23 protein-coding genes are annotated in these 26,891 nt (G+C 72.2%); 6 read left to right on the top strand and 17 right to left on the bottom strand.

What is annotated here, in order from left to right; translation table 11 throughout:
- Positions 1 to 16: 16 nt before the first annotated feature.
- From ACPPVO_RS10665 to ACPPVO_RS10635, 7 genes are all read right to left on the bottom strand, one after another.
- Positions 17 to 1,708, bottom strand: coding sequence for a bifunctional 3'-5' exonuclease/DNA polymerase (locus ACPPVO_RS10665; protein WP_426511048.1), 1,692 nt, complete (start codon positions 1,706 to 1,708; stop codon positions 17 to 19).
- Between the two features lie 63 nt (positions 1,709 to 1,771).
- Complete coding sequence (locus ACPPVO_RS10660; RefSeq protein WP_426514597.1) at positions 1,772 to 2,578, bottom strand: carbohydrate ABC transporter permease; 807 nt, start codon at positions 2,576 to 2,578, stop codon at positions 1,772 to 1,774.
- A 157-nt stretch (positions 2,579 to 2,735) separates the two neighbouring features.
- The gene (locus ACPPVO_RS10655; protein WP_426511046.1) at positions 2,736 to 3,677 is read right to left on the bottom strand and encodes a carbohydrate ABC transporter permease; all 942 of its coding nucleotides are present in this window, start codon (positions 3,675 to 3,677) and stop codon (positions 2,736 to 2,738) included.
- Between the two features lie 30 nt (positions 3,678 to 3,707).
- Positions 3,708 to 5,114, bottom strand: a complete 1,407-nt coding sequence (gene ngcE, locus ACPPVO_RS10650) for an N-acetylglucosamine/diacetylchitobiose ABC transporter substrate-binding protein (protein ID WP_426511045.1) — start codon at positions 5,112 to 5,114, stop codon at positions 3,708 to 3,710.
- A 22-nt stretch (positions 5,115 to 5,136) separates the two neighbouring features.
- Entirely contained in the window at positions 5,137 to 5,889 is a 753-nt protein-coding gene (locus ACPPVO_RS10645; RefSeq protein ID WP_426514596.1) for a sugar isomerase domain-containing protein, read from the bottom strand.
- Positions 5,890 to 5,927: 38 nt separating this feature from the next.
- Entirely contained in the window at positions 5,928 to 6,866 is a 939-nt protein-coding gene (locus tag ACPPVO_RS10640; RefSeq protein ID WP_360383742.1) for a MurR/RpiR family transcriptional regulator, read from the bottom strand.
- 409 nt (positions 6,867 to 7,275) lie between these two features.
- Entirely contained in the window at positions 7,276 to 8,553 is a 1,278-nt protein-coding gene (locus ACPPVO_RS10635) for an aspartate aminotransferase family protein (protein WP_426511044.1), read from the bottom strand.
- Here ACPPVO_RS10635 and ACPPVO_RS10630 point away from each other — a divergent pair.
- Both ACPPVO_RS10630 and ACPPVO_RS10625 read left to right on the top strand, forming a co-directional pair.
- Positions 8,543 to 8,668 carry a hypothetical protein gene (locus ACPPVO_RS10630; protein WP_426511043.1) on the top strand — a complete coding sequence of 42 codons (126 nt, stop codon included), beginning with the start codon at positions 8,543 to 8,545 and terminating at the stop codon, positions 8,666 to 8,668. The two genes, ACPPVO_RS10635 and ACPPVO_RS10630, sit on opposite strands and share 11 nt — an antisense overlap.
- Positions 8,652 to 9,620, top strand: a complete 969-nt coding sequence (locus ACPPVO_RS10625) for a coiled-coil domain-containing protein (protein ID WP_360383658.1) — start codon at positions 8,652 to 8,654, stop codon at positions 9,618 to 9,620. The genes ACPPVO_RS10630 and ACPPVO_RS10625 overlap by 17 nt, the downstream gene beginning before the upstream one ends.
- A gap of 16 nt (positions 9,621 to 9,636) precedes the next feature.
- On the opposite strand, the gene ACPPVO_RS10620 is transcribed toward ACPPVO_RS10625, so the two are convergent.
- From ACPPVO_RS10620 to ACPPVO_RS10605, 4 genes are all read right to left on the bottom strand, one after another.
- Complete coding sequence (locus ACPPVO_RS10620) at positions 9,637 to 11,157, bottom strand: PucR family transcriptional regulator (RefSeq protein ID WP_426511042.1); 1,521 nt, start codon at positions 11,155 to 11,157, stop codon at positions 9,637 to 9,639.
- An 11-nt stretch (positions 11,158 to 11,168) separates the two neighbouring features.
- Entirely contained in the window at positions 11,169 to 11,639 is a 471-nt protein-coding gene (locus tag ACPPVO_RS10615) for a (2Fe-2S)-binding protein (RefSeq protein WP_426511041.1), read from the bottom strand.
- A 12-nt stretch (positions 11,640 to 11,651) separates the two neighbouring features.
- On the bottom strand, positions 11,652 to 13,145 hold the full coding sequence (locus tag ACPPVO_RS10610) for a molybdopterin cofactor-binding domain-containing protein (RefSeq protein WP_426511040.1): 1,494 nt from the start codon (positions 13,143 to 13,145) through the stop codon (positions 11,652 to 11,654).
- 166 nt (positions 13,146 to 13,311) lie between these two features.
- A complete protein-coding gene (locus ACPPVO_RS10605) occupies positions 13,312 to 14,535 on the bottom strand; it encodes an oxygenase MpaB family protein (RefSeq protein WP_426511039.1) in 1,224 nt (407 codons plus the stop codon).
- 234 nt (positions 14,536 to 14,769) lie between these two features.
- On the opposite strand from ACPPVO_RS10605, the gene ACPPVO_RS10600 reads away from it, so the two are divergent.
- Both ACPPVO_RS10600 and ACPPVO_RS10595 read left to right on the top strand, forming a co-directional pair.
- Positions 14,770 to 16,623: an AMP-dependent synthetase/ligase gene (locus ACPPVO_RS10600; protein WP_426511038.1), complete on the top strand. Its 1,854-nt coding sequence runs from the start codon at positions 14,770 to 14,772 to the stop codon at positions 16,621 to 16,623.
- A gap of 37 nt (positions 16,624 to 16,660) precedes the next feature.
- On the top strand, positions 16,661 to 17,305 hold the full coding sequence (locus ACPPVO_RS10595; RefSeq protein WP_426511037.1) for a TetR/AcrR family transcriptional regulator: 645 nt from the start codon (positions 16,661 to 16,663) through the stop codon (positions 17,303 to 17,305).
- Here the strand turns inward: ACPPVO_RS10595 and ACPPVO_RS10590 are convergent.
- The 4 genes from ACPPVO_RS10590 to ACPPVO_RS10575 form a co-directional block, all read right to left on the bottom strand.
- Complete coding sequence (locus tag ACPPVO_RS10590; RefSeq protein WP_426511036.1) at positions 17,291 to 18,424, bottom strand: acyl-CoA dehydrogenase family protein; 1,134 nt, start codon at positions 18,422 to 18,424, stop codon at positions 17,291 to 17,293. The two genes, ACPPVO_RS10595 and ACPPVO_RS10590, sit on opposite strands and share 15 nt — an antisense overlap.
- Positions 18,425 to 18,437: 13 nt before the next feature.
- Positions 18,438 to 19,448: an LLM class F420-dependent oxidoreductase gene (locus ACPPVO_RS10585; RefSeq protein ID WP_426511035.1), complete on the bottom strand. Its 1,011-nt coding sequence runs from the start codon at positions 19,446 to 19,448 to the stop codon at positions 18,438 to 18,440.
- Positions 19,448 to 20,599, bottom strand: a complete 1,152-nt coding sequence (locus tag ACPPVO_RS10580) for a CaiB/BaiF CoA transferase family protein (RefSeq protein WP_426511034.1) — start codon at positions 20,597 to 20,599, stop codon at positions 19,448 to 19,450. Before ACPPVO_RS10580 ends, ACPPVO_RS10585 begins: the two co-directional genes overlap by 1 nt.
- A gap of 85 nt (positions 20,600 to 20,684) precedes the next feature.
- Positions 20,685 to 21,473 (bottom strand): enoyl-CoA hydratase-related protein, encoded by a 789-nt coding sequence (locus tag ACPPVO_RS10575; RefSeq protein WP_426511033.1) that lies wholly within the window; start codon positions 21,471 to 21,473, stop codon positions 20,685 to 20,687.
- A gap of 16 nt (positions 21,474 to 21,489) precedes the next feature.
- On the opposite strand from ACPPVO_RS10575, the gene ACPPVO_RS10570 reads away from it, so the two are divergent.
- On the top strand, positions 21,490 to 22,152 hold the full coding sequence (locus ACPPVO_RS10570) for a GntR family transcriptional regulator (RefSeq protein ID WP_426511032.1): 663 nt from the start codon (positions 21,490 to 21,492) through the stop codon (positions 22,150 to 22,152).
- Between the two features lies 1 nt (position 22,153).
- On the opposite strand, the gene ACPPVO_RS10565 is transcribed toward ACPPVO_RS10570, so the two are convergent.
- A complete protein-coding gene (locus tag ACPPVO_RS10565; RefSeq protein ID WP_426511031.1) occupies positions 22,154 to 23,575 on the bottom strand; it encodes an aldehyde dehydrogenase family protein in 1,422 nt (473 codons plus the stop codon).
- 75 nt (positions 23,576 to 23,650) lie between these two features.
- On the opposite strand from ACPPVO_RS10565, the gene ACPPVO_RS10560 reads away from it, so the two are divergent.
- A complete protein-coding gene (locus ACPPVO_RS10560; RefSeq protein WP_426511030.1) occupies positions 23,651 to 24,802 on the top strand; it encodes an acyl-CoA dehydrogenase family protein in 1,152 nt (383 codons plus the stop codon).
- A gap of 1 nt (position 24,803) precedes the next feature.
- Here the strand turns inward: ACPPVO_RS10560 and ACPPVO_RS10555 are convergent, their stop codons facing one another.
- Positions 24,804 to 26,891 (bottom strand): 3-hydroxyacyl-CoA dehydrogenase NAD-binding domain-containing protein, encoded by a 2,088-nt coding sequence (locus ACPPVO_RS10555; RefSeq protein ID WP_426511029.1) that lies wholly within the window; start codon positions 26,889 to 26,891, stop codon positions 24,804 to 24,806.

Raw genomic sequence — 26,891 nt, 5'->3', positions numbered from 1 at the left:
ACGGACAGGCCGAACGCTATTTCGCGTCGAAGTAGGCCTCGACGATCGACACCTCCAGCGGAAACCGCACGGCCGTGTCGCCGAAGAGCAGCTGCCTGGCCTCGTCGCCCGCGGCGTGCACGGCGGCCGCGACCCCCTCGGCCTCCTCGCGCGGGCAGTGCACGATGACCTCGTCGTGCTGGAAGAACACGAGCTCCGCGCGGCGTCCGCCGCCGGTCAGGGCCGCGCGGAGGCGGGCCAGCAGGACGAGCGCCCACTCGGCCGCCGTGCCCTGGATGACGAAGTTGCGGGTGAACCGGCCGCGGGCCCGGCCCCTGGCCCCGCCGCGGCTCTCCACCTCGGCCCCGGGCTCGTCGAAGCCCTCGCGCCAGCTCACCGACGCCGGCGGGCAGGTGCGCCCGAGCCAGGTGCGCACCAGTCCCCCAGCCTCGCCGGTGCGGGCCGCCTCCTCGACGAGGTCCCACGCGTCCGGGTAGAAGCGCCGTAGGGCGGCCAGGGCGGGCGCGGCGCTGCCGCCGGTCTGGCCGTACATCGCGCCGAGCAGCGCGACCTTGGCCCGGGCGCGGTCGCCGTCGAACGCCTCGGTCGCGAGGGCCGCGTAGAGGTCCCCGGCCGCGCCCGCGCGGGCCAGGCGCTTGTCGCCGGAGACGGCGGCGAGCACGCGCGGCTCGAGCTGGCCGGCGTCGGCGACGACGAACACCCAGCCGGGGTCGGCGACGACGGCCCGGCGCACGACCTTCGGGATCTGCAGAGCACCGCCGCCGCGGGTCGCCCAGCGGCCGGAGACGACGCCGCCGGGGATGTACTCGGCGCGGAACCGGCCGCCGGTCACCCACTGATCGAGCCAGCTCCAGCCGTGGGCGGTCCAGAGCCGGAACAGCTCCTTGTACTCCAGCAGGATCGGCACGGCCGGGTGGTCGACGTGCTCGAGCTCCCACTTGCGCGTGCTGCGCAGCATGATGCCGACGCGGGCGAAGGCGCGCAGCAGCTCGGCCGGCGACTCGGGGTGCACGCGCTGGCCCAGGGCCTCGTTGAGCCGGGCGCCGAGCTCGGCCAGGCGCGCGGGCGGGCCGCCGACCGGCGAGGGCGGGCCGAGCAGCTCGCGCAGGAGGGCGTCGTGGACGTCGGCGCGCCAGGGCAGGCCGGCCAGGCCCATCTCGACGGCGACGAGGGCGCCGGCGGACTCCGCGGCGATCAGGGTGCGCATGCCGCCGGCCCGGGGGGCGAGGGGGTGCGCGGACTCGAGCTCCGGCAGCGACTCGACCCGGCGCCGCTGCGCCCGATAGACCGCCGTCAGCTCTTCCAGCGGTACCGTCGCCGCATCGAAGGCATCGAAGAGTGAGTCCTGCGACAGTCCCGGGGGCTCGGCCGCCCGCGCCGGCGGGTCGGGCGGCACCGGCCGTCCCGCCAGGCGGGCACTCGCCGCGGCGAGCGTTCGGGGCTGGCCCCAGGCGCCCTCCGCGCCGAGCAGGAGCGCCTCGGCGAGCTCGAGATCGTGGCAGCGCTCGACGCGGACGCCGGCGCGCACGAGCCGCGGGTAGATCTCGGCGGTGGACGCCCAGAGCCAGCGGGGGCGGTCGCGTGACTCGACTCGTGCGACCGCCCCCGCCAGGTCCTGGACGTGCTGCTCGGCGCCGACGGGCGTGCCGTCGTCGGCCAGCGGGCGCAGAAGGCCGCCGGGGCCGGAGGGCGTCAGCGCGACGAGCATGAAGGCATTACATCGCACGGCCCCGGTACTTCTCGTGGAAGCGCCGGGGCCGCGCGGGTCCGGTTACTTGGAGATGCCACCGGTCAGACCGGCCTGCACCTGCCGCTGGAAGACGATGTACACGATCAGCACGGGCAGCATGGCCATGGTCAGACCGGCGAACAGGCCCGACCAGTCGGACTTGTACCCCTGGTTGACCGACAGGCTGATCAGGCCCTGGGCGAGCACCTCGTGGGTCTTGCCGGCGCCGCTGGTGTCCTGCATGAGCACGGTCGGCAGGTACCACTGGTTCCACTGACCGAGCACGTTGAAGATGCCGATGCTGATCAGGCCGGGCCGGGCCATCGGCAGCATCACGCGGAAGAACAGCGTGGTGTGCGAGGCCCCGTCCACCAGCGCCGCCTCGGCGACCGAGGTCGGCAGCGTGCGGAAGAACGAGTGCATGAAGAAGATCGTGAACGACAGCGACCAGGCGACGTACACGAGGATCAGCATGAACCGCGAGTTCAGGCCGAGCAGCGGGAACGACACCCCGGTGTTGAAGACGCCCTTGAACAGCGGCACGATCGCGAGGTACACCGGCAGCGTCAGGCCCGCCAGGAACATGAAGTAGATCGCCCGGTTGCCGGGGAACTCGTAGCGGGACAGCACATAGGCGGCCATCGAGCCCAGCAGCATCGTGAGGACCACGCCGCCGCCGACGACGATGACGGTGTTGAAGAAGAACTCGCCGAGGCCGCCCTTGGTCCACGCGCGGGAGAAGTTGTCCCACTGCAGGCCGTGCGGGTTGAGGGACAGGGGCTCCTTGATGATGTACTTGTCGCTCTTGAACGACGAGACCACCACCCACAGGATCGGGTAGGCCACCATGAGGGCCCACACGATCAGGAACAGGTGGGAGAAGCCGCCGAACACCCGGTCGGAGAGCTTGGACGGCTCCGAGGAGGTCTTCCTCGGCACCGCGTGGCTCGGCCTGCCGCCGCCGGCGGGGGCCGTCCGCCTGTCGTTCACCGCCATGTCAGCCATGTCAGAACTCGATTCGTTCGCGGCGGGTGAACCGCAGCTGGAGGACGGCGATCAGCATCGTGAAGATCGCGAGCGCGACACCGAGGGCGCACGCGTAGCCGAACTGACCGCGGTTGAAGGCATTGAACTGAATCACGGAAGCGAAGATCTCGGAGGCGTGGTCGGGGCCGCCCTGGCTGGGGGTCATGACGTACACCAGGGCGAACATGTCCAGCGCGGTGATGCCCAGGTAGACCCAGGCGACCGAGATGTTGTCGCGCAGCAGGGGCAGCGTGATCCGCACGAAGGTGGCCACCCGGCCGGCGCCGTCGAGCAGCGCCGCCTCGTAGATGTCCTTCGGGATGCCCTGCATGGCCGCCGAGAACAGGACCATGTAGAAGCCGACGCCGCTCCAGACCGCGATGAGCAGGAGCCACCAGAGCACGGCGGGAATGCCGAGGATCGGCGTGGGGTCGGCGACGAACAGGTTGGGGTGCTGGGGGTCGATCAGCCCGACCTTCATGAGCAGGCCGTTGAGCAGGCCCTGGTCGTCGGTGCGGTAGATCGCCTGCCACATGACGGCGATCAGGACCAGGGAGAGCACCTGCGGGAAGAAGAAGATGACCTTGTAGACGCTGGACCCGAAGACGCCCCGGATGCCGGCCTTGTCTCCGCGCCCGCCCACATTGAGGAGGAACGCGAAGAACAAGGCCAGCGCGATCGTGAACAGCGGCACGGTGACAAGGAAGAACACGTTGTGCCAGAAGGCCTTGTGTACCAACTCGTCCTTGAACAGCCGGACGTAGTTGTCCACGCCGACGAAGTTCTGCTTGTCCGAGTAGCCGCCCCAGTCGGTGAACGAGTACCCCACCGCCTGGGCGAACGGCCACACCACGTAGAACGCGAAGAGCAGTACGGGTAGGGCGAGGAAGCCCGTCACGAACCGCGCTTTACCGTGCCGCATGATCAGTCACTACCTAACCGGGAAACGGGGTCAGTTGGCGCGGGTCTGCTTCTTGATGCTGGAGTCCTTGCTGATCTTGTCCGCGATCGCCTGCATCTTGGTGACGAAGCCGGCGGCGTCGGTACGACCGGCCATCAGGTCCTCGGCGAGGTTCTGGCTCTCCTTGTCGTAGTCGGCGTAGAAGTCCGGGAACCGGAAGGAGACCAGGTCCGCGGGCGCACCCTTCATGAGGGAGTTGGCGCTCGCCAGCGCCGGGTCGTCCACCTTGTCGCCCGAGCCCTTGACCGAGGCCAGCGACTTGGTGAGCGAGGCGAACGCGCCCGCGCCCTCGGTGGACAGCATCGCGCGCAGGTACTCCTTCGCGCCAGCGGCGTTCTCGGCCTTGGCCGGGACGACCCAGTCCTCGCCGGCACCGGCGTAGACCGCGCCGGCCGCCTTCGGGCTGGCCACGTCCCAGTAGTTCGACAGCGTCAGCTTGAACGCCGGCGGCAGGGTCTTCGCCATCTCGTTCTTGTACCAGGTGCCCAGCTGGATGAACGCGGCCTTGCCGTCCAGGTGCGCCTGCTGCGACTGGGTGTGGTTGAGGCCCGAGGAGCCGGCCAGGATCAGCTGGTCCTTGACCATCTTCTCGATGTTCTGCAGGCCCTCGAGGATGCCCGCGGCCTTCCAGGCGTCCGGCTTGAGGTTGTCGATGTCGACGACGGCCTGCTTGCCGGCCGCGTTCCACACCGTGGTCATGATGTGCCAGCGCGGGTAGTAGCCGTGCACGCCGTCGTAGACGAACGGGGCGATGCCGGCCGCCTTGATCTTCGGGGCCAGGGTGAAGAAGTCGGCCCAGGTCTTCGGCGCGGTCCAGCTGTTCTTCTCGAACAGGGCGGCGTCGTACCACATGCCCCACACCGTGTAGGCGTACTTGAGCGTGTAGAACTTGCCGTTGAACGTGCCGTCGTTGATGGTGCCCGGCAGCAGCGAGTCACGGATCTTGCCGGTGCCGTCCCAGGTCGGGGCGTCGAGCAGGTCGTCCAGCGACTGGATGGCGTTCTCGCTGATCAGCGTGCTGGTGTCCATGATGTCGGCACCCGAGTTGTTGATCAGGTCGCTCGGAGTGGTAGCCATCTTCGGCTGCTCCTGCGTCTTGATCTTCTGGGTGGCGCTCTGGTTCACCGTGACGTTCGCGTGCTTCGCGTTGAAGATCGTGACGTCCTTCTTCGCGTAGTCCGTGCCCAGGCCACCGTCGAAGACGACGACCTTGACGGTGCTGCCGTCCTTGACGCCGAAGGGGTTGTCGTTCGACTTGGTTCCGGTGTCGCCCGTGCCCTTGTCGGACGAAGAGTCCGAGCCGGCGCAGGCGGAGAGCAGCCCGGCGGCGGGGGTGGCGAGCAGGCCCGCCGCCGCCGCGCGCCGCAGGACGGTACGACGAGTCAGTTCATTGGACATTTGGGGGTCTCCTCGGTTCGGGTCAGGCGGTTCGTCGGACGCGTCCGGCGTACCGCGACTCGAGGGTGTGGTTGTGCTCGTCCCCGCCGGGGACGTTTGCGGACAGGTAGACGGGAGCCACCTCGCCCGCGGCCTCGATGCGTCGCACGACCTCGGCGACCACCAGCTGCGCGATGAGCGCGTTGGTGACCGAAGAGACCGGGCAGACCGCGCCGCCGCTATCCAGCGACAGCAGTGCGTCGCCGTACGGCGCGCCGTTGTCCAGCACGACGTCGGCAATGTCGGCGAGCCGCTGGCCCGAGGGGTGCCTGGGGGACACCCGTCCGGTGTGCTCGACCGATGTGATGGCGATCAATTTGTGCCCGCGCTGCTTGATCAGCAGCGCCATCTCGACGATCCCCCCGTTGATCCCCGACTGCGAGGCCATCACGAACACGTCCTCGGGACGCGGCGCGGCGATCTCGTAGAGCCGGGCCGCGATGCTCGGATCGCGTTCCAGCTTCTCGTTCTCGAGGATCTTCGGGTCCTCGCCGCCGTAGACGACGAGGTCCCGCAGGAGGATCTTGTTCGTCGCCACGAGGCCCCCGGCGCGGCCGGCGAAATCCACCGCCACCGCCTCGGAGTGCCCCGTGCCGAACGCCTGGAGGAGGCCGCCGGCGCGCAGCGCGGCGGCGATGTGGTCGGCCGCCCTGCTGAGGTTGTCGGCCTGGGTGAGGGCGATCCGATCGATGACCGACTGGATCGCGGAGACGTAACCGTGAGCGGTGACGGCCATCCCGTCGCCCTTTCTCGCGCGAGCGTCCTGGAGAGTGGTCACGACGCTTCCTTTCCGGAGGCCGACCGATGGCCGGCGACCGCCTGGGCCGTGACGGAGAACGCTGCGTGGGCGCGCTCGTGGGTGCGCTGGGCGACCGCGATGTACAGCAGGTCGAGCACCACGAGCTGCGGGTGCCGGGCCGAGAGGGCGTCCGGCCGGAAGGTGGTCGCCTGCGTCGCGGTGAGCAGGACGATGTCGGCGACCTCGGCGAGCGGCGAGCGGGGGAAGCTGGTCAGCGCGATCGTCGTCGCGCCCCGGCTGCTCGCCTCGGCGATCATCTCGATCGTCTCGCGGGTCTGCCCGCTGTGCGAGACGCCGAGGGCCACGTCGCCGGCCTTGAGCAGCGCCGCGCTGGCCAGGCCGTTGTGCACGTCGGTCCAGGCCCAGGCGGCGATGCCGATGCGGTGCAGGCAGAACTGCATCTCCCCGCCGACCAGCGCGCTGCCGCTCGCGCCGTAGATGTCGACCCGGTCGGCGCGGGCGATGGCCTCGGCGGCGCGCTCGATCTCGCCGAGGTCCAGCAGCGACGCGGTGTCGTGCATCGCCTGGGTGTCGGCGGCCATGATCTGGCCGAGCACGCGCTCCAGCGGGTCGGTCGGCTGGATCTCGCGGCCGATGTCCATCGTCCAGCCGCCGGTGCGTGCGGCCCGGCCGGTCTCGCCGGCGATGGCCAGGCGCAGTTCGGCGTACCCCACGAAGCCCAGCGCCCGGCAGAAGCGGGTCACGGTCGCCGGCGAGGTGCCGCTGCGCTCGGCGAGCTCGACGATCGTCGAGCGGGCCGCGGCGGCGGGGTCGGCCAGGATCAGCTCGGCCACGCGCTGCAGGGCGCCGGTCAGTTCGGGCAGCCCGGCGCGGACGCGGACCAGGACGCTCTCACCGTTGCCGGCGGCGGCGAACCCGTCGGCCGGGGCGGGCGAGATGGGTGCGGATGCCATCGGCGAGGCACTGACGGCGGTCGGCACCACCGTCGTGAGTTCCTCGCGAGACACCATCGCTTTTCCTTTCAGCAAGGTTCCTTAACTGTTAGTGGTAAAAGTTCTTACTGAAGCCCCCTTCTTGTCAAGGAGTTGGGCGAAGTTTTCAAACTGTTACCTGCGAAGTGGATCTTAATGGGAGCTAAAAGCCCAGTTCAGACCGCATCTCGATCTTGAGACCGGTGCTCGGCCGCTCGCCCTAGGAGATCACCCCGAACCGGCCCCGCGGCAGGGTCCGGCCGCAAATACGCCCGATTTGTTACGCGGCCGGTACGGTCCGAATCCGCCGGTTTTCACGGAAAAGGCCGAACCAGTCCCCGTTGGGGATGGTTCGGCCGGGCCAATGATCTTCCGGTTGACCTGGGCGTTCTCAGCCCGTAACACTCCCGTGCTCGTGCAGGGCGCTGGTCAGAATTACCAGACCCTCCCGCGCCTCGTCCTCGGTGAGGTTCAGCGGCGGGCCCATCCGGATCACGGTGCCGTAGAGGCCGCCCTTGCCGACCAGCAGGCCGTCGCGCCGGCACGACTCGAAGACCGCCGCGGTGGCGGCCGCGCTGGTCAGCTCGATGCCGATCATGAGCCCCTTGCCGCGCACCTCGGCCACGATCGGGCTCTGTACCGCGCGCAGGCCATCCAATAGGAGCGCTCCCACGCGGGCCGCGTTGGCCTGCAGGTCGTGCTCGACGATGTAGTCGAGCACCGCGTTGCCGGCCGCCGTGGCGATCGGGTTGCCGCCGAACGTCGAGAACGAGATGCCCTGCACCGAGTCAAGGACCTCGGCCCGTCCGACCACGCCGGCCAGGGCGAAGCCGTTGCCGATGCCCTTGGCGAAGGTCAGCAGGTCGGGCGTGACGCCGTGGGCCTGGTAGCCCCAGAAGTGCTCGCCGGTGCGGCCCCAGCCGGTCTGCACCTCGTCGGAGATCAGCAGGATGCCGTGCTCGTCGAGCACCCGCTGCCAGACGCCCATGAGCTTGTCCGGGCCGTGCGTGAACCCGCCGACGCCCTGGATCGGCTCGGCGATCAGGCACGCGACCGGGCCCGCGGTCGTGGTCGCGAGCACCTCGCGGAGGTCCTCCTCGGCCGCCTCGAGGTACCGCTCGTCGCTCATGCCCCGCAGCAGCCCGCGCAGCCGGTCGCCGGAGTGCAGGTAGCTCACGTTGTACGGGCTGTACGCCGAGGCCGACCACGCGCGGTTGCCGGTCACCGCGATCGTCGCCGCCGTGCGGCCGTGGTAACTGTTGCGCACCGCCAGGATGCTGTTGCTCCCGCGGGTGTTCGTCGCGACCTGCAGCGCGGCCTCGTTCGCCTCGGTGCCGGAGTTGGTGAAGAAGACCCGCGCGTCCGGGATGCCCGACAGCTTCGCGATCTTCTCCGCCAGCTCGACCTGGTGACGGATCAGGTACAGCGTGGACGTGTGCACCACGCCGGTGCGCAGCTGCCGCTCGACCGCCTCGCGCACCTCCGGCAGGTCGTAACCGAGCGAGTTGGTCAGGACCCCGCCGAAAAAGTCGAGGTACGTTTTTCCGTTACTGTCCGTGACCCGGGAACCCTTGCCGGTGACGAGTTCGAGGGGCTCGTCGTAGTACACGGGCATCCAGCCGGGCATGACCCGCCGATGCCGGGTGAGTAGGTCGTCCATGACGTACATTCTCGCGCTGGCGTTTTCCGGACGCTTCGATATGCTGACCGGCGATGTCGACGGCACCGAGACGTTTACTCACGCTCCTGGTCACCGCGCTGCTTCTGGTGACCACGTTCGGTGACGCCGCTTCGGCCGAGCCGACCCCCAGCGGCGACGTGGACGGCAACCAGAACCTCACTGTGCGTCAGGCCCTGGACAAGGCGACGGCCGAGTACAACGACGCCAAGGGCCGGCTGGACAAGTCGGTGGCCGACCAGGCCGCGATCGGCGACCAGATGGCCAAGACCCAGACGCGCCTCGGCGAGCTGCAGGGACAGGCGGGGACGATCGCCAACGCGGCGTACCGCGGCCACCGGGTCAGCATCGTCAACGTCGTCATCGGCGCCCAGGACGCCGACGACATGCTGCACAACATGGTCACCGTGGAGTACATGCTCCAGCAGGAGGACAAACAGCTGCGCGAGATCGCCGCGACCCAGCGCCAGCTGGAGCAGCAGCGCAAGGACGCCGACGCCGCCGTGGCCAACCAGCAGGCGCAGCTGAAGATCATGGAGGCCAACAAGAAGGCCGCCGAGGACGCGCTGCGCAAGGCCGGCGGCGGGGCGGACGTCGGCTCGGGCAGCGCCCCGTCCGGCGGCAAGGTCACCACGAACCCGGTGGCCCGCAACTCCGACGGCTCGTTCCCCTCGGAGGGCTGCTCGGGCGACGACCCCACCACCAGCGGCTGCCAGTCCCCGCGCACGACGAACATGTACAACGAGGCCCGCAAGGCCGGCTTCACGCACTACACGTCGTGCTACCGCAGCGGCGGGGGCGGCGACCACCCGCTCGGCAAGGCCTGTGACTTCTCCGCCAACGCATCGACATTCGTCAACGCACGGGCGACCGGGGCGGACAAGACCTACGGCGACAACCTGGCCGCGTGGGCGCTGGCCAACGCGAAGAACCTCGGCATCAAGTACGTGATCTGGTACAAACGCATCTGGCAGCCCAGCAGCGGCTGGAAGTCCTACGGCGGCGACGGCACCCCCGCCGGCGACCACTACAACCACGTGCACATTTCGATGCAGTAACCGGCGTGAGCCGCCTTCAGCTGCGCAGCGCGTCCAGGGCCAGCAGGGCCACGTGCAGCGACAGGCACGCCGGCACCGAGTCCAGGTCGGCCCCGAGGATCTTCCCGATGCGGGCCAGCCGCTCGTAGAACGCCGGGCGCGACAGGTGGCTGTGCTCGGCCGCCGCGGACTTGTTGCGGCCGCACTCGAGGTACACCCGCAGCACCTCCAGCAGCTGCTCGCGCGGGTTGCGGGCGTCGTAGGCCAGCAGCGGGCCGAGCTCGCGCTCCACGAACGTCTGCAGCCGCGGCTCGTCGCGCAGCATGTGCAGCAGGCCGGCCAGGCCCACGTCGGCTAGGCGGACTACGCCGCCGGCCGGGTGGCGCACGGCGTCGGCGACCTGCGCGGCCTCGGCCAGCGACCGGCCGGCCTCCCGGGGCGAGTCCACGATCTCCCCGGCCGCGACGATCGCCTCCGGGTCCGTCTTGTGCACCTTGTCGGCGAAGGCGCGCAGCACGTCCTCGGTGGCCTGCGTGATCAGCACGCCGGTGGAGTTCGCGTCGAGGGTACCGGCGAGGCTCTTGACCGATATTTCCGACAGGGCCCGCTCGACCGCCGCGAAGTGCGCCGGGCGGATCACGACGCCGACCAGGGTGCGGCGCTCCAGCGGGATCCCCAGCGCCCGCGCCCGCAGCGCCACCTCCTCGACCGGCATCGAGCGGTTGAGCAGCGCCTGGAGCAGGGTGCGCCCGGGCCCCTCGGGGTCGGGGTCGATCAGGCGCCCGAGCGCGAGGGCGGAGGCGGCGCGCTCGATCAGGATGACGTACCGCGCCTGCGCCGACCCCACCCGCATGAGCAGCCGGCCCCAGTCCTGCCCGCGGGCGCCGACCGCGGTCACCAGCCAGCCCGCGCCCGGATCGAAGCCGGTGCGCCCGGACGGGCGGATCGCCCGCGAGTGCGCCTCCCAGCTGGCCAGCAGCAGCTCGGCCGAGCCGCCCGCGGCGTCGTACGCGAGCACCTGCCGGGACAGGTTCTCCAGCACCACCGGCGCCCCGGCCAGGGCCGCGGCCTGCGCGACGACCTCGGCCGGCCCGGCGCCCTCGACGGAGAGGTGGGTGAAGCGCTGGTGGATCTCCTCGGCGGCGCGCAGCTCGGCCAGCTGGCCGTCGATGATCATCGAGTGCACGGCCTCGGTGATGGCCACGAACGGCGTGCCCCGGTGCAGCTCGACCAGCGGCAGGCCGAGCTCGTCCGCGGTGCGCACCATGACCGCGGGCAGTCGCTGAGCGTAGCGGCGGCCCAGCTCCACGGCGAGCCCGCACGCGCCCACCTCGGCCAGATCGGTGATGTACCGCCGTAGCCCGGCCTCGTCCGCCGGCAGCCCGATCCCGGTCGTGAGCACCAGCTCGCCGCCGCGCAGCAGCGTGGCGATGTCCGGCACCTCGGAGCTGTGCACCCAGCGGACGGCCTGGTCGAGCCCGCGCTCGCCCGCCACGATGCGCGGGGCGCCGTTGCGCACCGGCTCCAGCGCGAGCACCTCGCGGACGGTCGGGAACATCAGCGCGGATGCTACTTCGCCGCCGTCCGGATCGCCTCGCGGATGCGGGAGTACGTGCCGCACCGGCAGATGTTGCGCAGGCCGTCGAGATCGGCTTCGGTGATGTCCCGGCCCTCGGCGGCCACCCGCCGCACCAGGTCGACGGCGGCCATGATCTGACCCGGCTGGCAGTACCCGCACTGGGCGACGTCGTGGTCGAGCCACGCCTGCTGCATGGGGTGCAGGTCCTGGCCCACCGTGGCCGCGAGCCCCTCGATGGTCGTGACCTCGTCGTCCGGCCCGAGCTCCCGGACCGGGACGGAGCAGGGGTTGAAGGCGCGGCCGTTGAGATGGCTGGTGCACGCCTTGCAGACGTTGATGCCGCAGCCGTACTTCGGGCCGGTGATGCCGAGGATGTCGCGCAACACCCACAGCAGCCGCACATCGTCGGCGACGTCGACGGTGACCTGCCGGCCGTTGACCCGGAACGTGTGCTCGGGCACGCGGACCTCCCGTCAGATCGCAAGGTTCCGCCCGTCGGTCGGCGACTGGGGTACCGGCGGGACGGTTGGTTTGGGGACGAACGACAGCGTGCCGTGGTTGATCGGGAACGTGGTCGGCATGGTTCCCGTCGCCCGGCCGTAGGCGCAGGCGACCGCGGCCATCGAGGCGGCCACCGCGAGCTCGCCGGCCCCGCCGGGCTGCTCGGAGGTGCTCGGCATGACGATGATCCGCAGGTCGGGCGGGGTGTTCCACTGGCGGGTGTAGAAGTAGTTGTCCCAGCTCGCCTCCAGGAAGTACCCGTCGCGCAGGTGGAGGCTGGAGGTCAGGGCCAGGGCGATGCCGTCCATGACGCCGCCCGTCATCTGCGCCTCCAGGCCGCGCGGGTTGACGGCCAGGCCGACGTCCACCGCGAAGACGGCCTTGGTGACGCGCGGTCCCGCGACGCCGTCGCGGATCGGCCGGTTCACGGTCTCGGGCCGGGCGTCGAGCTCGACGAGCGCGGCGCTGACCGACTTGTACTCCGCGTGGAAGGCGATGCCCTGCGCCGTGCCGGCCGGCATCGAACGGCCCCAGCCGCCCACGTCGGCGACCTTCTGCAGCACCGCGCGCGAGCGGTCGTCGCGCAGGAAGTCCCGCCGGAACCGGAAGGGCTCCCGGCCCATCCGGGCCGCGAGCTGGTCGACGAGCAGCTCCCGGGCGCAGGTGGCGTCCGGCGAGTAGACGTTGCGCATGCTGCCGGTGTTGAAGCCGCCGCCGGTCTCGGCGAGCAGGCGGCTGACGATGCCGAAGTTGTACGGGGACGTCTGGCTGAACTGGAAGAAGGTCTCGGCGAAGCCGATGTCGCCGAGCGGCAGCTGCGCGGTCACCGCGGTGAACAGCTCGCCGAGGCCGTGGCCGAGGTCGGTGGCCACGCTGGTGTGCCGCTGCTCGTAGCCGAGCACCGTGCCGCCGAGGTAGGCGATGCGCACCCGGGAGGTCGCCATCGGGTGGGCGCGGCCCTGGCGGACGTCGTCGGCGCGGTGCCACATGAGCTTCACCGGCTTGCCGATGTGCCGGGACACCTCGGCCGCCTCCAGCGCGGCGTCGAAGAACAGCTTGCGCCCGAAGGAGCCGCCGCCCTCGGTGACGTGCACGACGACCCGGTCGACCGGCAGCCCGAGCCGGGCCGCGATGTTCTCCTGGGCCACGATCGGCGACTTCAGGGCCGACCAGATCTCGGCCCGGCCGGCGCGGACGTCGGTGATCGCGCAGTTGGTCTCCAGCGCGCTGTTGCCGCGGAAGGCGAACGTGAACTTTCCCTCCACGACGGGGGTCGGCGGCCGCGGCCCGAGCGGCACCTCGGCCGCGGCGAGCTCCCGCAGCACGGTCTCGTCGGACCTCCCCTCGGCGGTGCCGGGGCGCCAGGACACCCGCAGCGCGCGGACGGCGTCGATGCGCTGGCCGAAGGTCTCGGCCCGCACCGCGACCCCGGTGGAGATCACCACCACGTCGGTGACCCCGGGCATCGCGCGGACCTCGCCGGCGTTGGCGACCGAGCCGACGGTGCCGTTGACGGGGCGGCCGCCTCGCGCGCCCGGGCCGGCGCGGCGGCCCCCAGCGCGCCCAGCGCTCCGCCCGCCAGCAGCACCTTGCGTCTGCTCATCTCAGTCATGTCATCGACTCCTTTCGGCCTCAGGACGGGCGGTTGGTCACCGGGATCTCGATGCGGATCGGCTTGGCCTCGGACAGGAACAGCAGGGCCGCCTTGCGCAGGAACTCGTCGAAGAGCCAGTAGGCCTCGGGCGCGAGCGGGAACGGCAGCAGGCCCTCGCGCACCAGGACGAACGGGCCCCAGGCGGTCTTCAGCAGCGGGTCCCAGATCAGCTCCCGCGGGATCTGCAGCCACTGCGCGATCCGGTCCCCGAGCAGGAACCGCGTGAACGCGCCGAGGATGGGCCGGGTCAGCAGGCCGCCGTCGATGCCGGCGCCGAGGTCGAGCAGGATGCCGGCCAGCGTGAGGCCCTCGGGCGTCGGGGCCAGCACCGGGTCGAGCACCTGCCGGGCCTGGGCGTCGGCCTCGCTCCAGCCGGCCGGGATGTACTCGTCCCGGACCCCGAGCAGATGGGCGCCCACCTGCCAGGAGTGCAGGAAGCCGTCCGACTCGGCGGCCGGGATCGGCACCTGCCAGGCGGTGAGCTTCTGCATGACGGTCGTGGGCAGGCTGTGCCAGGTGACCATGATGTCCCGCTGGCTGATCGGGATGTCCTCGTCGGCGGCCTGGGCCCAGGCGGGCGACTGCGGCAGCAGGTGGCGCACCGCGGCGTGCACGAGCCGGGTCTTGACGGCCGTCACGATCATCTCGCCGTCCGGCTGGTAGGCGTTCGGGGCGCCGATGTCGTAGCCGAGCTTGGCCGTCTTGGAGATGCGGTCCTTCATGTCGGCGCCGCCCTTGGAGTAGTAGACCGCGCGCGCCTCCTTCGGGATGACGGTGCTCATCATGCCGCTGGCCAGCCCGTAGAGGACCCCGAGGTAGAGGCCCCGTTTCTCGTTGAACTGCACGGCGGTGGCCAGCTTGCCCTGGTCGGTCCACGCGGGCAGCCGGCGCGCGCGCTCCATGAAGGCGCGCAGGTCGGCCGGCAGCCCGTCGGGCAGCGGCTGCCCGTTCTTGGTCCAGTTCCGCAGCAACCCGTTGACCAGGGGCACGTCGCCCCGGTCGATCAGCGCGGCGACCACCGGGTCGGCCTCGTCGTCCCAGACCCACCGCGGGTCGGCGCCCGCCCCGGCGCCCGCGACGGAGCCGGTGGGCGACCAGGTCCATACCGATTTCGCCTGGGCGGGCGCGGCGGCCGCCAGTGCTCCGAGCGCGCCGAGCGCCCCGCCCGCCTGCAAAACCCTGCGTCTGCTGAGTGGTTCCACCCGTCGCTCCTGTTCCTCCGAGGCCGAGAGCCCGTTGATACGGTGATACACAAGTTGCATCGATGTATCAGCCATGAGAGCACACTGTGTCGGCGGTCACAAGAGGACTTTCACAACGCTCAATAGTTAGCCGTGGTTCCGGCACATCCGAGTCGATCGTCCCGATGACACCGCGGCACCTTCCCAGAAAGTTAGCCGTCGTTTACAGTGCCGGTACACCCCGAGGAGGCTTCCGTGGATCCTGCCGACGCCCTCGCCGATCGATGCGCCAAGGCCGCCGCCGACCTGACCATCCCCGCCCTGCTGCACCGCAACGCCACCGAGTTCGGCGACCGCCCGGCGCTGAGCACGCTCGGGCGCGACGACACCCGCACCTGGGCCGAGCTGCACCACGAGGTCGCCGGCATCTCCCGCGGCCTCGCCGAGATCGGCCTCCAACCGGGCGGCCGCATGCTGATCATGATGTCCAGCCGCCCCGAGCACTGGCTGGTCGACCTGGCCGCGGTCCACCTCGGCGCGGTGCCCAGCACCGTCTACCCGACGCTGAGCCCCGAGCAGCTGCGGTACCTCGCGCTGCACAGCGCCGCCCAGCTCCTGGTCCTGGAGGGCCGGGCCGAGCTGGCCCGCTGGCGGCCGATCCTGCCCGACCTGCCGAAGCTGCGCCGGATCGTGCTGCTCGAGGAGCCCGCCGCCGACGAGGCCACCCTGGCCACCGTCACCCTGGAGCACGTCCGGGCCGTCGGGGCGGCCGCGCACCGCGCCGCCCCGGACGCCTTCGAGCGGTCCTGGCGGGCCGTCCGGCCCGAACAGCCGGTGACGCTGCTGTACACGTCCGGCACCACCGGCGACCCCAAGGGCGTCGTGCTCAGCCACCACAACGTCGTCTACCAGTCCGTGGTGCTCGAGGCGACGGTCGCCGTGCCCGACCACGCCCCGACCGTCGCCTACCTGCCCCTGGCCCACATCGCCGAGCGGATGCTGGGCATTTACAACGCGGTCTACCGGGCCGGGCACGTGACGATCTGCCCCGACGCCGCCCAGCTCGTCCCCGCGCTGCGCGCGGTCGGGCCCGCCTCGTTCTTCGGCGTGCCCCGGGTCTGGGAGAAGATGGCGGCCGGCATCCAGGCCCAGCTCGCCGCCGCGGAGCCGGCGACGCGGGCCGCCTACGACGCCGCGTCCGCCGTGGCCCTGGAGGCCTTCGAGCTGCGCGCGGACGGGCGGCCGGTACCCGACGAGCTGGCCGCCCGGCTGGCCGGGGCCGACGCCACCGTCCTGCGGCCGATGCGCGCGCTCCTGGGCCTGCAGAACATGGCCTGGGCCGGCAGCGGCGCGGCCCCGATCCCGGTGGCGGTGCTGCGGTTCCTCGCCGGGCTGGGGCTCGACGTCCTCGAGGTCTGGGGCATGACCGAGACCACCGGTACCGCCACCATCAACACGCCGGAGCGGTTCCGCACCGGCACGGTCGGCCGGCCCAACCCGGGGATGCAGGTCCGCCTGGCCGACGACGGCGAGATCCTCGTGCGGGGGCCCCTCGTCTGCTCCGGCTACCTGCGCGCCGACGGCGGCGTCGAGGCGGTCACCGACGCGGAGGGCTGGCTGGCCACGGGCGACGTCGGCACCGTCGACGCCGACGGCTTCCTGACCATCACCGACCGCAAGAAGGATCTCATCATCACCTCGAGCGGCAAGAACGTGTCGCCGGCCCAGATCGAGCAGCGGCTGCGCGCCCACCCGCTCATCGGCCAGGCGGTCGCGGTCGGCGACCGGCGGCCGTACATCACCGCCCTGATCGTCCTGGACGACGAGGTCGCCCCGAGGTGGGCCCGGGCGAACGGCATCGGCGAGACCGCGCTGCCCGGCCTGGCCGCCGAGCCGCGGGTGCTCGCCGAGATCCAGGCCGCCGTCGACGCCGCCAACGCCGGGCTCTCCCGCCCCGAGCAGGTCAAGACGTTCCGGGTCCTGCCGTCGAGCTGGACGCCGGAGACGGGCGAGCTGACGCCGACCCTGAAGCTGCGGCGCCGGATCATCACCGCGCGCTACGGCGAGACCATCGACGCGCTGTACGGCGGCGATCCTTTGGTACCCTGATACGAGATCAGTGTCGACGTACCACGGGAGGTTGACCATGACCCCGTCTCTTCTGGAGCGCGCGTTCACCGATGCGCTGCAGCGCGCGGACGACGGCGACGAGGTCACCACCCGGCTGCTCGACGCCGCCTACGAGCAGTTCTGCCGCATCGGAATCCGCCGGTCCACAATGGAGGACGTGGCCCGGCGGGCCGGCGTCTCGCGCATCACCGCCTACCGCCGGTTCGCCTCCAAGGACGCGCTGGTCGAGCACGTCGTCCGGCGCGAGTTCCGGCGCTACTTCGACCGGTTCCTGGTCGACATCCAGCAGGCCGCGACCGTCGCCGACCGGGTGGTGCTGGGCTTCGTCAGCTCGCTGCAGGCCATCCGGGGCAACCCGCTGATCGGGGGGCTGATGGTCGCCGAGCCCGACGTGCTCGTCCCGTCGATGATCGGCGACGGCGGGCGGACCATGGCCACGGTGCAGCGCTTCGTCGCCGGGCAGCTGCGCCGGGAGCAGCGCGCCGGGAACATCTCCGGCGCGGTGGACGTGGAGGTGGTGGCCGAGCTCATGACCCGGCTGTCCTGCTCGTTCCTGGTCACCCCCAGCCACGTCATCGACCTGGACAACGGCGCGCAGCTGCGCGCCGTGGCCCGGCAGTTCCTCGTGCCGATGCTGGAGTACGGCTCACAGGCCCAGTGACCGGCCGATCAGCTCCTTCATGATCTCCGTGGTGCCGCCGTAGATGGTCTGCACCCGCGCGTCCAGGTAGGCCCGGGCCACCGGGTACTCGCGCATGTACCCGTAGCCGCCGTGCAGCTGCAGGCACCGGTCGACGGTGCGGTGCTGCAGCTCGGTGCACCACCACTTCGCCATCGCCGCCGTCGGCGCGGTGAGCTCCGGCTCGACCAGGCACTGGTCGACGAAGACGCGGCCGAGACGCAGCTCGGTGGCCAGCTCGGCGAGCACGAACCGGTTGTGCTGGAAGGTGCCGATGGGCCGGCCGAACGCGTGGCGCTGCTTGCAGTACTCGACCGTCTGCTCGAACACCGCCTCGGCGCCGGCCAGCGCGGCCACGGCGATCGAGAGCCGCTCGAAGGGCAGGTTCCGCATGAGGTACGCGAAACCCTCGCCCTCGGCCCCGAGGAGGTTGGCCGCCGGCACCCGCACGTCGGAGAAGAACAGCTCGGCCGTGTCCTGCGCCTTCTGGCCGATCTTGTCGAGGTTGCGCCCGCGCTCGAAGCCCGGCGTGTCCCGCTCGACCACCAGCAGGCTGATGCCCCGGTGCCCCGCCGCGGCGTCGGTGCGGGCGACGACGATGACGAGGTCGGCCAGGATGCCGTTGCTGATGAACGTCTTCTGCCCGTTGAGCACGTAGCTGTCGCCGTCGCGCACCGCGGTGGTGGTGATGCCCTGCAGGTCGCTGCCGGCCCCCGGCTCGGACATGGCGATCGCGGTGACGATGTCGCCGGAGCAGAACCCGGGCAGCCACCGCCGCCGCTGCTCGTCGTCGGTCAGGTCGGTGAGGTACGGCCCGATGATGTCGTTGTGCAGGCCGAACGCCGGGCCGCTGGCGCCGGCCCGGGCCAGCTCCTCGGTGAGCACGGCGTTGAAGCGCCGGTCGGTCACGCCGGCGCCGCCGTACCGCTCGTCGACGAAGAAGCCCAGCAGCCCGGCGGCCCCCGCGGCCCGCCACACGCCGCGGTCGACGATGCCGTCGGCCTCCCAGCGCTCGTGGTGCGGCGCGATCTCCTTGGCGATGAAGGCCCGCACCAGGTCGGCGAACGCGTGGTGGTCGGCGGTGAGGATCGTGCGGTTCATCCGGCCATCTCCTTCACGGCGGCGATGATGCGGCGCGGTTCGGGGCCGAGCGGCGTGACGTTGAGGACCGTGACGCCGGCGTCGCGGTAGGCCCGCACCCGGTCCGCACGTAGCTCTCGGGGCCGATCAGGCTGATCCGCTCCAGCAGGTCGGCCGGCACGGCGGCGGCGGCCTCCGCCCTGTGGCCGGCCAGGTACAGGTCCTGGATGCGGTCGGCCTCGGCGGCGTAGCCGTACCGGCCGAGCAGGTCGTGGTAGAAGTTGCGGCCCTTGGCGCCCATGCCGCCGACGTACAGCGCGATCGACGGCCGGGCGAGGTCGCGCAGGCCGGTCACGTCCGGGCCGATGGCCAGCAGCCCGCCGGCCACGATCTCCAGCGGGCCGAGATCGCCGGCCCGCCGGGCCGTGCCCGCCTCCAGCGCGTCGCCCCACACGCCGGCCGCCCGCTCCGGATCGAACAGGAACGGCAGCCAGCCGTCGGCCAGCTCCGCGGTCATCCGCACGTTCTTGTCGCCGAGGCTCGCCACGTAGATCGGGACGCGGTCCCGGACCGGGCGGTTGAGCAGCTTCAGCGGCTTGCCGAGCCCGGTGCCCTCCCCCGGCGGCAGCGGCAGCCGGTAGATCCCGTCGTGCACCAGCGTCTCGCGCCGCCAGACCCGCCGGCAGACCTCGATCACCTCCCGGGTCCGCCCGAGCGGCCGGTCGTACGCGATCCCGTGCCAGCCCTCGACCACCTGCGGCCCCGATGCCCCCAGGCCCAGGATGGCCCGGCCGCCCGACATCGCGTCCAGGCCGGCCGCGGTCTGCGCCAGCAGCGCCGGCGTGCGCGAGTACACAGGCAGGATGGCCGAGCCGATCTCCAGCCGGGAGGTCTTCGCCGCGAGGTCGCCCATGATGGTCGGCGCGTCGAAGCCGTAGGCCTCCGGCACCCAGACCACGTCGAGGCCGTCGTGCTCCCAGGCGGCCACCGCGTCCGCCTCGGCCCGGGGGTCGGCGGCGTAGGCCAGTGTCGTCGCGATCCGCATCAGCGTGCTCCCTGGGTCGAGCGGACGGCCGCGCCGCCGCGCCAGCGCGGCACATGCGCGCCCAGGCCCCATTCGGTGAGCACGGTCTCGGTGTGCGCGCCGGGCACCGGCGGCCCGGCGCCGGGCACGCCCGGCGTCCGCGACAACCGGGGCGCGACGGCGGGCTGGCGGACGCCGCGGCGGTCCTCGTACGTCCCGCGCGCCACCAGGTGCGGGTGGTCCCGGGCCTCCGCCAGCGACAGCACCGGGGCGACGCAGGCGTCGGTGCCCTCGAAGACGCCGGTCCACTCGGCCCGCGTCCGCGTGGCGAAGACCTCCGCGAACCGGGCCCGCAGCCGCGGCCATCCGGCGGCGTCGTGCTGGGGCGGCAGGTCCGCGTCGCCCAGCCCGAGCCGGCGCAGCAGCTCGGCGTAGAACTGCGGCTCGAGCGCCCCCACGGCCATGTGGCCGCCGTCGGCCGTCTCGTACACGCTGTAGAACGGGGCGCCGCCATCGAGCAGGTTGCGGCCGCGCCCGGCCCGCCAGGCCCCGGCCGCGAGCAGGCCGGCGAACACCGTGGTCAGGTGGGCCGTGCCGTCGACGATGGCGGCGTCGACGACCTGGCCGCGGCCGGTGTCGCGGGCCACGAGCAGCGCGGCGAGGCAGCCGACGACCAGGTACAGCGAGCCGCCGCCGAAGTCGCCGACCAGGTTGAGCGGGATCTGGGGCGGCCCGTCGGCCGGACCGATCGGGTGCAGGGCCCCGGCGACGGCGATGTAGCCGATGTCGTGGCCGGCCGCGCGGGCCAGCGGCCCGTCCTGCCCCCAGCCGGTCATCCCCCCGTAGACCAGTCCCGGGTTGCGGGCCAGCGCCGCCTCCGGGCCGATGCCGAGGCGTTCGGCGACGCCGGGGCGCCAGCCCTCGATCAGGATCGCGGCCCGCTCGGCGAGGCCGAGGACGACCTCCGCCCCGTCGGGGTGCTTGAGGTCCACGACGATCGAGCGCTTGCCCCGGTTGAGCAGGTCGTGGCGCGGGTCGCCGGTCGAGCCCGGCCCGGGGCGGTCGACGCGGACGACGTCCGCCCCCAGGTCGGCCAGCAGCATCGCGGCGAACGGTCCCGGCCCGATCCCGGCGAGCTCCAGCACCCGGACCCCGGCGAGTGGCCCGCTCATGCCGACACCTCCGCAAGCTCCGGCGCCGGCACGAGCTCCGCCCTGTACTGCTGATGAGCGGCCACTCCGCTTCGCTCCGTACCGCTCATGCCCCGGCCCGCCCTTCGAAGCGGGGCGCGCGGCCCTGGGTCAGGGCGGTGACGGCCTCGCCGAAGTCGGGGCCGGCCAGCGAGTCGGCCATGAGCCGGTTCGCGTCGGCGGCGGCCCGGTCCAGCCCGGTCTCCAGCCCGGCCCAGACCTGCCGCCGGATCACCGCCATCGCCGCCGGTGAGCAGTTCGCGGCCAGGTCGGTGGCATAGGCTTGGGCCGCGGGCAGCACCTGCTCGCGAGGGAGGACCCGGTGTACCAGACCGATCCGCAGCGCCTCCGCCGGGTCGATCCTGCGGCCGGACAGCAGCAGGTCCAGCGCGTTGCCCACGCCCACCAGCCGGGGCAGCAGCCAGGCGCTGCCGTATTCGGCGATCAGGCCGAGCCGGCTGAACGCGGTCGCCAGGTGGCACTCCGCGGCCAGGAACCGCACGTCGGCGTAGAGGGCGTGGACGAGGCCGAGACCGGCGGCGCCGCCGTTGACCGCCGCGATGATCGGGGTGTCAAGCGTCGCGGGCAGGTGCGGTTCGAAGCCCAGCCGGAGTACCAGTTCGTCGCGGTGCCGCGCGTCGAGCAGGGCCGGCAGCGCCTCGGGGTCGGCCCCGGTGCAGAACCAGTCGCCGGCCCCGGTCACCACGATCGCCCGGACCGCCGGGTCCCGGTCGGCCGCCAGCAGCGCGGCGTAGTAGTCCCGGAACATGTCCAGCGTCATGGCGTTGCGGCGCTCGGGCCGGTCGAACCGGATCGTGCACACTCCGCCGAGCGCCGCAGATCTGATATGTGACATTTGATATCCTTCAGCGATGACGGATGTGTCGCACCCTCAGCTGTCCGAAACGGTGGCGGCCCTGCTGCGGGACCGGATCATGTCCGGACAGCTGCGCGCGGGCGAGCGGATCCGGCTCGAGCAGGTCGCGCAGGAGACCGGGCTGAGCATCACCCCGGTCCGCGAGGCCCTGCTGATGCTGCGCGCCGAGGACATGGTCGAGCTCCAGCCGCGCCGGGGGCACGTCGTCGCCCCGCTGTCCCGCCAGGACATCATCGACGTCTTCGCGGTGCAGGGCGACATCGCCGGCGAGCTGGCCGCGCGGGTCGCGGCGGGCATCGGCCCGGACCAGCTGGACGACCTGCGCGCGCAGCACGAGAAGCTGCGCCGCGCGGCCCAGGCCCGGCAGGTCGGCCGGGTCGAGCAGCTCGAGTTCGAGTTCCACCGCAGCATCAACCGGCTGGCGGATGCGCGCAAGCTGTCGTGGCTGCTGCGGGCGGCGACACGGTACACCCCGACGCGCTTCTATGCCGGCAACGCCCAATGGCGGGCGGCGATGGTCGCCGACCACGAGGAGCTGCTGGCCGCGCTCGCGGCCGGCGACCCGGTGGCCGTGCGGCCGGTCATGGCGCGGCACTTCACCGACGGCGCCGAGCGCCTGGTCAAGCACCTCGACGGCCTCGGCATCTGGAGCGGGTGAGTCACCGGCCATGACGCCACGCGAACATCCTCAGGGCCAGTCGCAGGGCTGATGGCTGGGGCTGCAGCGTCATCACGTCGATCGGGGCGCGGAACCGCTGCCAGGTCACCGAGCGGGGCCGGCTGAACTCCCGCAGCCCGTCGGCGCCGTGCACCCGGCCGAAGCCCGAGTCGCCGACCCCGCCGAAGGGCAGCGCCGGCACCCCGGCGTAGCCGAGCACCGAGTTGACCGAGACGGCCCCGGCCCGCAGCCCGCCGGCCAGCGCCAGCCCGCGGCGGCGGCTCCGGGTGAAGATGGAGCCGGACAGCCCGTAGGCGGTGGCGTTGGCCCGGCGCACCGCCTCCTCGGCGTCGGCCACCGGGTTCACCACCATCACCGGCCCGAACGTCTCCTCGGTGACCGCCGCGCTGTCCTCGGGCACGTCGGCCAGCAGCACCGGCCCGACGAACGGCGCGCGTACCGAGTCGACGCCGCCGACCACCGCCCGGCCGCCCCGCTCGATCGCGTCGCCGATGTGCCGCTGCACGATGGCGGGCTGGGCCGGGGTGCTCATCGGGCCGTACGGCGCGTCCGGGCCGTCCCCCGGCTCGACCTCGCGCATCAGCTCGGCCAGCCGGGCCACGAACGGGTCGAACACGGGCCGCTCGACGTAGATGCGCTCGACGCCGGCGCAGGTCTGGCCGGCGTTGCCCAGGCCGCCGAAGACCGCCGCCCGGGCGGCCGCCTCCAGGTCGGCGTCGGCCGTCACGATGAGCGCGTCCTTGCCGCCGCCCTCGATCACGACCGGGGTCAGGCGCTCGGCGCAGGCGGCCATGACCGCGCGGGCCGTGGCGGCCGAGCCGGTGAAGGCGATCTTGTCGACGGCCGCGCGGCAGAGCGCGGCCCCGACCGCACCGTCGCCGGCGACGACCTGCAGCACGGGATGGTCGGGGAGCAGCTCGGCCCAGCCGGTCGCGAGCCAGACGCCGACCCCCAGGGTGTACTCGCTCGGCTTGAACACCACCGCGTTGCCGGCGGCCAGCGCGTGCGCGATGGACCCCATCGGCGTGTAGACGGGGTAGTTCCAGGGCCCGATCACGCCGACGACGCCGTAGGGCACGTACTCCACCGCGGCGGCCTGGTTGAACGCCAGCATCCCGGAGCGCACCGACCGCCGCCGCAGCACCCGCCGGGCGTTGCGGGCGGCCCAGTCCAGGTGCTCGACGGCGAGCATCACCTCGAGCTGCGCCCCGGCGACCGGCTTGCCGGTCTCGGCCCGGATGCACTCGGCGAGCTCGCCGATGCGGCCGGCCACGAGCGCCTTGAACGCGAGCAGATGCCGCCGGCGATGCCCGGCCGGCAGGCCGGCCCACCAGAGCGCGGCCTCGCGCGCCCGGAGCACCGCGGCCTCGACCGCGGTCAGCTCAACCAGGGAAGACGACACCGAGCCACCTCCTGACATTTGATATTCGATAGTTTAGCCTTGCTGTCAATCCCCTCGTCACGCTGGAGGAACGCCGTGGAATGGACCGCAGAACAGCAGGCTCTGGTCTCGGCGGTGGAGGACTTCTGCCGCCGCGAGGCGGGGTCCCGGGAGCAGCGGCAGCAGCTCACCGACGGCGGGCGGGAGACGCACAGCCCGCCGCTGTACCGCAAGATGGCCGACCTCGGCTGGCTGGGCCTGGCCCTGCCCGAGGAGTTCGGCGGGGGCGGCGCCGGCGCCACCGAGCTCTGCCTCTTCCTGGAGACGACCGCCCGGGCGATGGCCCCGATCGGCGGCTTCACGACGTCGATCATCGTCGCGGCCACCTACGAGCGCTTCGGCTCGCAGGAGCAGAAGAAGCTCATCATCGACGGGGTCGCCCGCGGCGGCGTCGCGGCGATCGCGATGTCCGAGCCCGAGGCCGGCTCCGACGTGGCCAACCTGAGCTGCCGCGCCGAGCACCGCGGCGACACCTTCGTCGTCAACGGCCAGAAGACCTGGTGCTCCAACGCGCACCTCGCCGAGCACATCCTGCTCGTCGCGCGCACCTCCGGGCGGGCCGGCGACCACGCCGGCCTGACGATGTTCCAGGTCCCGGCCTCGGCGCCCGGCCTGACCGTCTCCGGCATCGACACCATGGGCGGCCGGGAGGTCAACGACCTGTACTTCACCGACTGCGTCCTGCCCGCCGACGCCGTGGTCGGCCGGGTCGACCACGGCTGGAAGCAGCTGATGGCCGGGCTCAACATCGAGCGGCTCATCCTGGCCAGCCTCATGCTCGGCACGGCCCAGCGCGCGTTCGACGACGTCGTCGGCTACGTCAAGAACCGGCGCCAGTTCCGCCGGCCGATCGGCTCGTTCCAGGTGCTCCGGCACCGCCTGGCCGACCTCGCGACCGAGATCGAGTGCTCCCGGCTGCTGGTGTACACCACCGCCGCCCACCTCGACCGCTCCCCCGGCGCCGTGCTGCCCCGGGAGAGCTCCATGGCCAAGCTCAAGGCCACCGAGACCGCCCGCCGGGTCACCCTCGACGCGATGCAGATGATGGGCGGCTACGGCTACGCGACCGAGTACGACATGGAGCGGCTGGTCCGCTCCTCCATCGTCTCCACCGTGTACGGCGGCACCAGCGAGATCCAGCGGGAGATCATCGCCCGGACCTACGGCCTGAGCGACGATCTCCGCTGACCTACTCGAACAGTTCGCCGTTGTCGGCCTTGGCGCACAGCAGCGCCGGCGGATCGAAGCGCTCGCCGTAACGCCCGGCGAGCGCGCGGGCCCGGGCGACGAAGCCCGGCAGCCCGCCTTCGTACTGGTTGATGTACTGCAGCACGCCGCCGGTCCAGCTCGGGTAGCCGATGCCGAGGATCGAGCCGACGTTGGCGTCCACGACCGACGTGAGCACGCCCTCCTCCAGGCACCGCACCGACTCGATCGCCTCGATGAAGAGCATGCGCTCCTTGAGGTCGTCGAAGGGCACCCCGAGGTTGGTACCGCCGAACTCGTCCTTCAGCCCCGGCCAGAGCCCGGTCCGGCGGCCGTCGGCGTACTCGTAGAAGCCCGCGCCGCCCGACCGTCCGGGCCGTCCGTGCTCATCGATCATCCGGTCGATGACGGCGTCGGCGGCGTGCGGTGTCCAGGTGCCGCCGCCGGCGACGACCGCCGCGGCCGTCTCCTGGCGGATCCGCCGCGGCAGGGTGAGCGTGAGCTCGTCCATCAGCGCGAGGACCGGCGCGGGGTACCCGGCCTGGCTGCTGGCCTGCTCGATCGAGGCGGCCGGGACGCCCTCGGCGAGCATGGCCACGCCCTCGTTGGTGAACGTCCCGATGACCCGGCTGGTGAAGAAGCCGCGGCTGTCGTTGACGACGATGGGCGTCTTGCGCAGCCGGCGGACGAGGCCGAGCGCGCGCCCCACCGCCGCGTCCCCGGTCCGCGCGCCGCGGATGACCTCGACGAGCGGCATCTTGTCGACCGGGGAGAAGAAGTGCAGCCCGATGAAGTCCTCCGGCCGGCTGACGCCCTCGGCGAGCAGCCCGATGGGCAGGGTGGAGGTGTTCGAGGCGATTGACGCGTCCGGCGCCACCTGCTCGATCTCGGCGTACACCAGCCGCTTGAGCGCCGGGTCCTCGAAGACCGCCTCGATGACGAGGTCGGCGCCGGCGAGGTCGGCGACGTCGGCGGTCGGCGTGATGCGGTCCAGCAGCGCCTGGTCGTGACGGCGGCCCTCGGCGTACGCCTTGCCCTTCTGCGCGGCCTCGAGCGTGACGTCCTTGAGCACGACGTCCAGGCCGGCCTTCGCGCAGACATACGCGATGGCGGCGCCCATCATGCCGGCCCCGACGACGGCGACGCGCCGCACCGGCGGACGGGTGTCGTCCTGGTCCCGCGCGCCGGCCCGCTGCACGTCGAAGAAGAGGGCCTGGATCATGTTCTTGGCGATCCGGCCGGTGGCCAGCTCGGTGAAGTACCGCCCCTCGATCACGAAGGCGGTGTCCAGGTCGACCTGGGCGCCCTCGACGGCGGCGGCGAGGATGTTGCGGGGGGCCGGGTAGGGCGCGCCCTTGAGCTGCTTGCGCAGCGTCGCCGGCAGGGCCGGCAGCTGGGCCGCGAGGGCCGCGCCGCCGGGAATCCGGTACCCCGCGCGGTCGTACGGCTGCGCGGCGTCCGGGTGGGCCGCGATCCAGGCGCGGGCGGCGGCCATCAGGGACGCCGGGTCGGCCGCGAGCTCGTCGACGAGCCCGTGGGCCAGCGCGTCCGCCGGCCGGTGCCGCTGCCCGCGCAGCAGCCAGTCGGCGAGCGCGTCGGCGATGCCCAGCAGCCGGACGCTGCGCACGACGCCGCCGCAGCCGGGCAGCAGGCCAAGGGTGACCTCGGGGAACCCGATCCCGATGGCGGGGTCGTCGAGCGCGATGCGGTGGTGGCACGCCAGGGCCAGCTCCAGGCCGCCCCCGAGCGCCGAACCGTTGACGGCCGCGACCACCGGCCGGCCGAGCGTCTCCAGCCGCCGCGCCGCGTTCTTGAGGACCCGGGGGTCGGCGTCGTCGTCCGGCCCCAGCCGCAGGATGGACTCGAGGTCCCCGCCGGCGAAGAAGGTCTTCTTGGCGGAGGTGATGATCACGCCGGCGATCCGGTCGCGCTCCGCCTCCAGCCGGTCCACGGTGCTCACGAAGCCGGCGGTGAACTCGGCGTTCATGACGTTCGCCGAGCGCCCGGGGTGGTCGAGGGTGAGCACGACGATCCCGTCGGCGCCGCCCTCCCACCGGATTGGGTCGACCAT

The sequence above is a fragment of the Dactylosporangium sp. McL0621 genome (assembly GCF_049995355.1).
Classification (GTDB): domain Bacteria; phylum Actinomycetota; class Actinomycetes; order Mycobacteriales; family Micromonosporaceae; genus Dactylosporangium.
This window is presented reverse-complemented; position numbering and strand designations above follow the sequence as displayed.

Bases quoted from the DNA above. Each gene is read 5' to 3' on its own strand.
- ACPPVO_RS10665 (WP_426511048.1), bottom strand. From the start codon at position 1,708: ATGCTCGTCGCGCTGACGCCCTCCGGCCCCGGCGGCCTTCTGCGCCCG.
- ACPPVO_RS10660 (WP_426514597.1), bottom strand. From the start codon at position 2,578: ATGGTGGCCTACCCGATCCTGTGGGTGGTGGTCTCGTCGTTCAAGAGC.
- ACPPVO_RS10655 (WP_426511046.1), bottom strand. From the start codon at position 3,677: ATGCGGCACGGTAAAGCGCGGTTCGTGACGGGCTTCCTCGCCCTACCC.
- ngcE (WP_426511045.1), bottom strand. From the start codon at position 5,114: ATGTCCAATGAACTGACTCGTCGTACCGTCCTGCGGCGCGCGGCGGCG.
- ACPPVO_RS10645 (WP_426514596.1), bottom strand. From the start codon at position 5,889: ATGGCCGTCACCGCTCACGGTTACGTCTCCGCGATCCAGTCGGTCATC.
- ACPPVO_RS10640 (WP_360383742.1), bottom strand. From the start codon at position 6,866: ATGGCATCCGCACCCATCTCGCCCGCCCCGGCCGACGGGTTCGCCGCC.
- ACPPVO_RS10630 (WP_426511043.1), top strand. From the start codon at position 8,543: ATGACGTACATTCTCGCGCTGGCGTTTTCCGGACGCTTCGATATGCTG.
- ACPPVO_RS10635 (WP_426511044.1), bottom strand. From the start codon at position 8,553: ATGTACGTCATGGACGACCTACTCACCCGGCATCGGCGGGTCATGCCC.
- ACPPVO_RS10620 (WP_426511042.1), bottom strand. From the start codon at position 11,157: ATGTTCCCGACCGTCCGCGAGGTGCTCGCGCTGGAGCCGGTGCGCAAC.
- ACPPVO_RS10610 (WP_426511040.1), bottom strand. From the start codon at position 13,145: ATGCCCGGGGTCACCGACGTGGTGGTGATCTCCACCGGGGTCGCGGTG.
- ACPPVO_RS10595 (WP_426511037.1), top strand. From the start codon at position 16,661: ATGACCCCGTCTCTTCTGGAGCGCGCGTTCACCGATGCGCTGCAGCGC.
- ACPPVO_RS10590 (WP_426511036.1), bottom strand. From the start codon at position 18,424: ATGAACCGCACGATCCTCACCGCCGACCACCACGCGTTCGCCGACCTG.
- ACPPVO_RS10585 (WP_426511035.1), bottom strand. From the start codon at position 19,448: ATGCGGATCGCGACGACACTGGCCTACGCCGCCGACCCCCGGGCCGAG.
- ACPPVO_RS10580 (WP_426511034.1), bottom strand. From the start codon at position 20,599: ATGAGCGGGCCACTCGCCGGGGTCCGGGTGCTGGAGCTCGCCGGGATC.
- ACPPVO_RS10575 (WP_426511033.1), bottom strand. From the start codon at position 21,473: ATGTCACATATCAGATCTGCGGCGCTCGGCGGAGTGTGCACGATCCGG.
- ACPPVO_RS10570 (WP_426511032.1), top strand. From the start codon at position 21,490: ATGACGGATGTGTCGCACCCTCAGCTGTCCGAAACGGTGGCGGCCCTG.
- ACPPVO_RS10555 (WP_426511029.1), bottom strand. From the start codon at position 26,891: ATGGTCGACCCAATCCGGTGGGAGGGCGGCGCCGACGGGATCGTCGTG.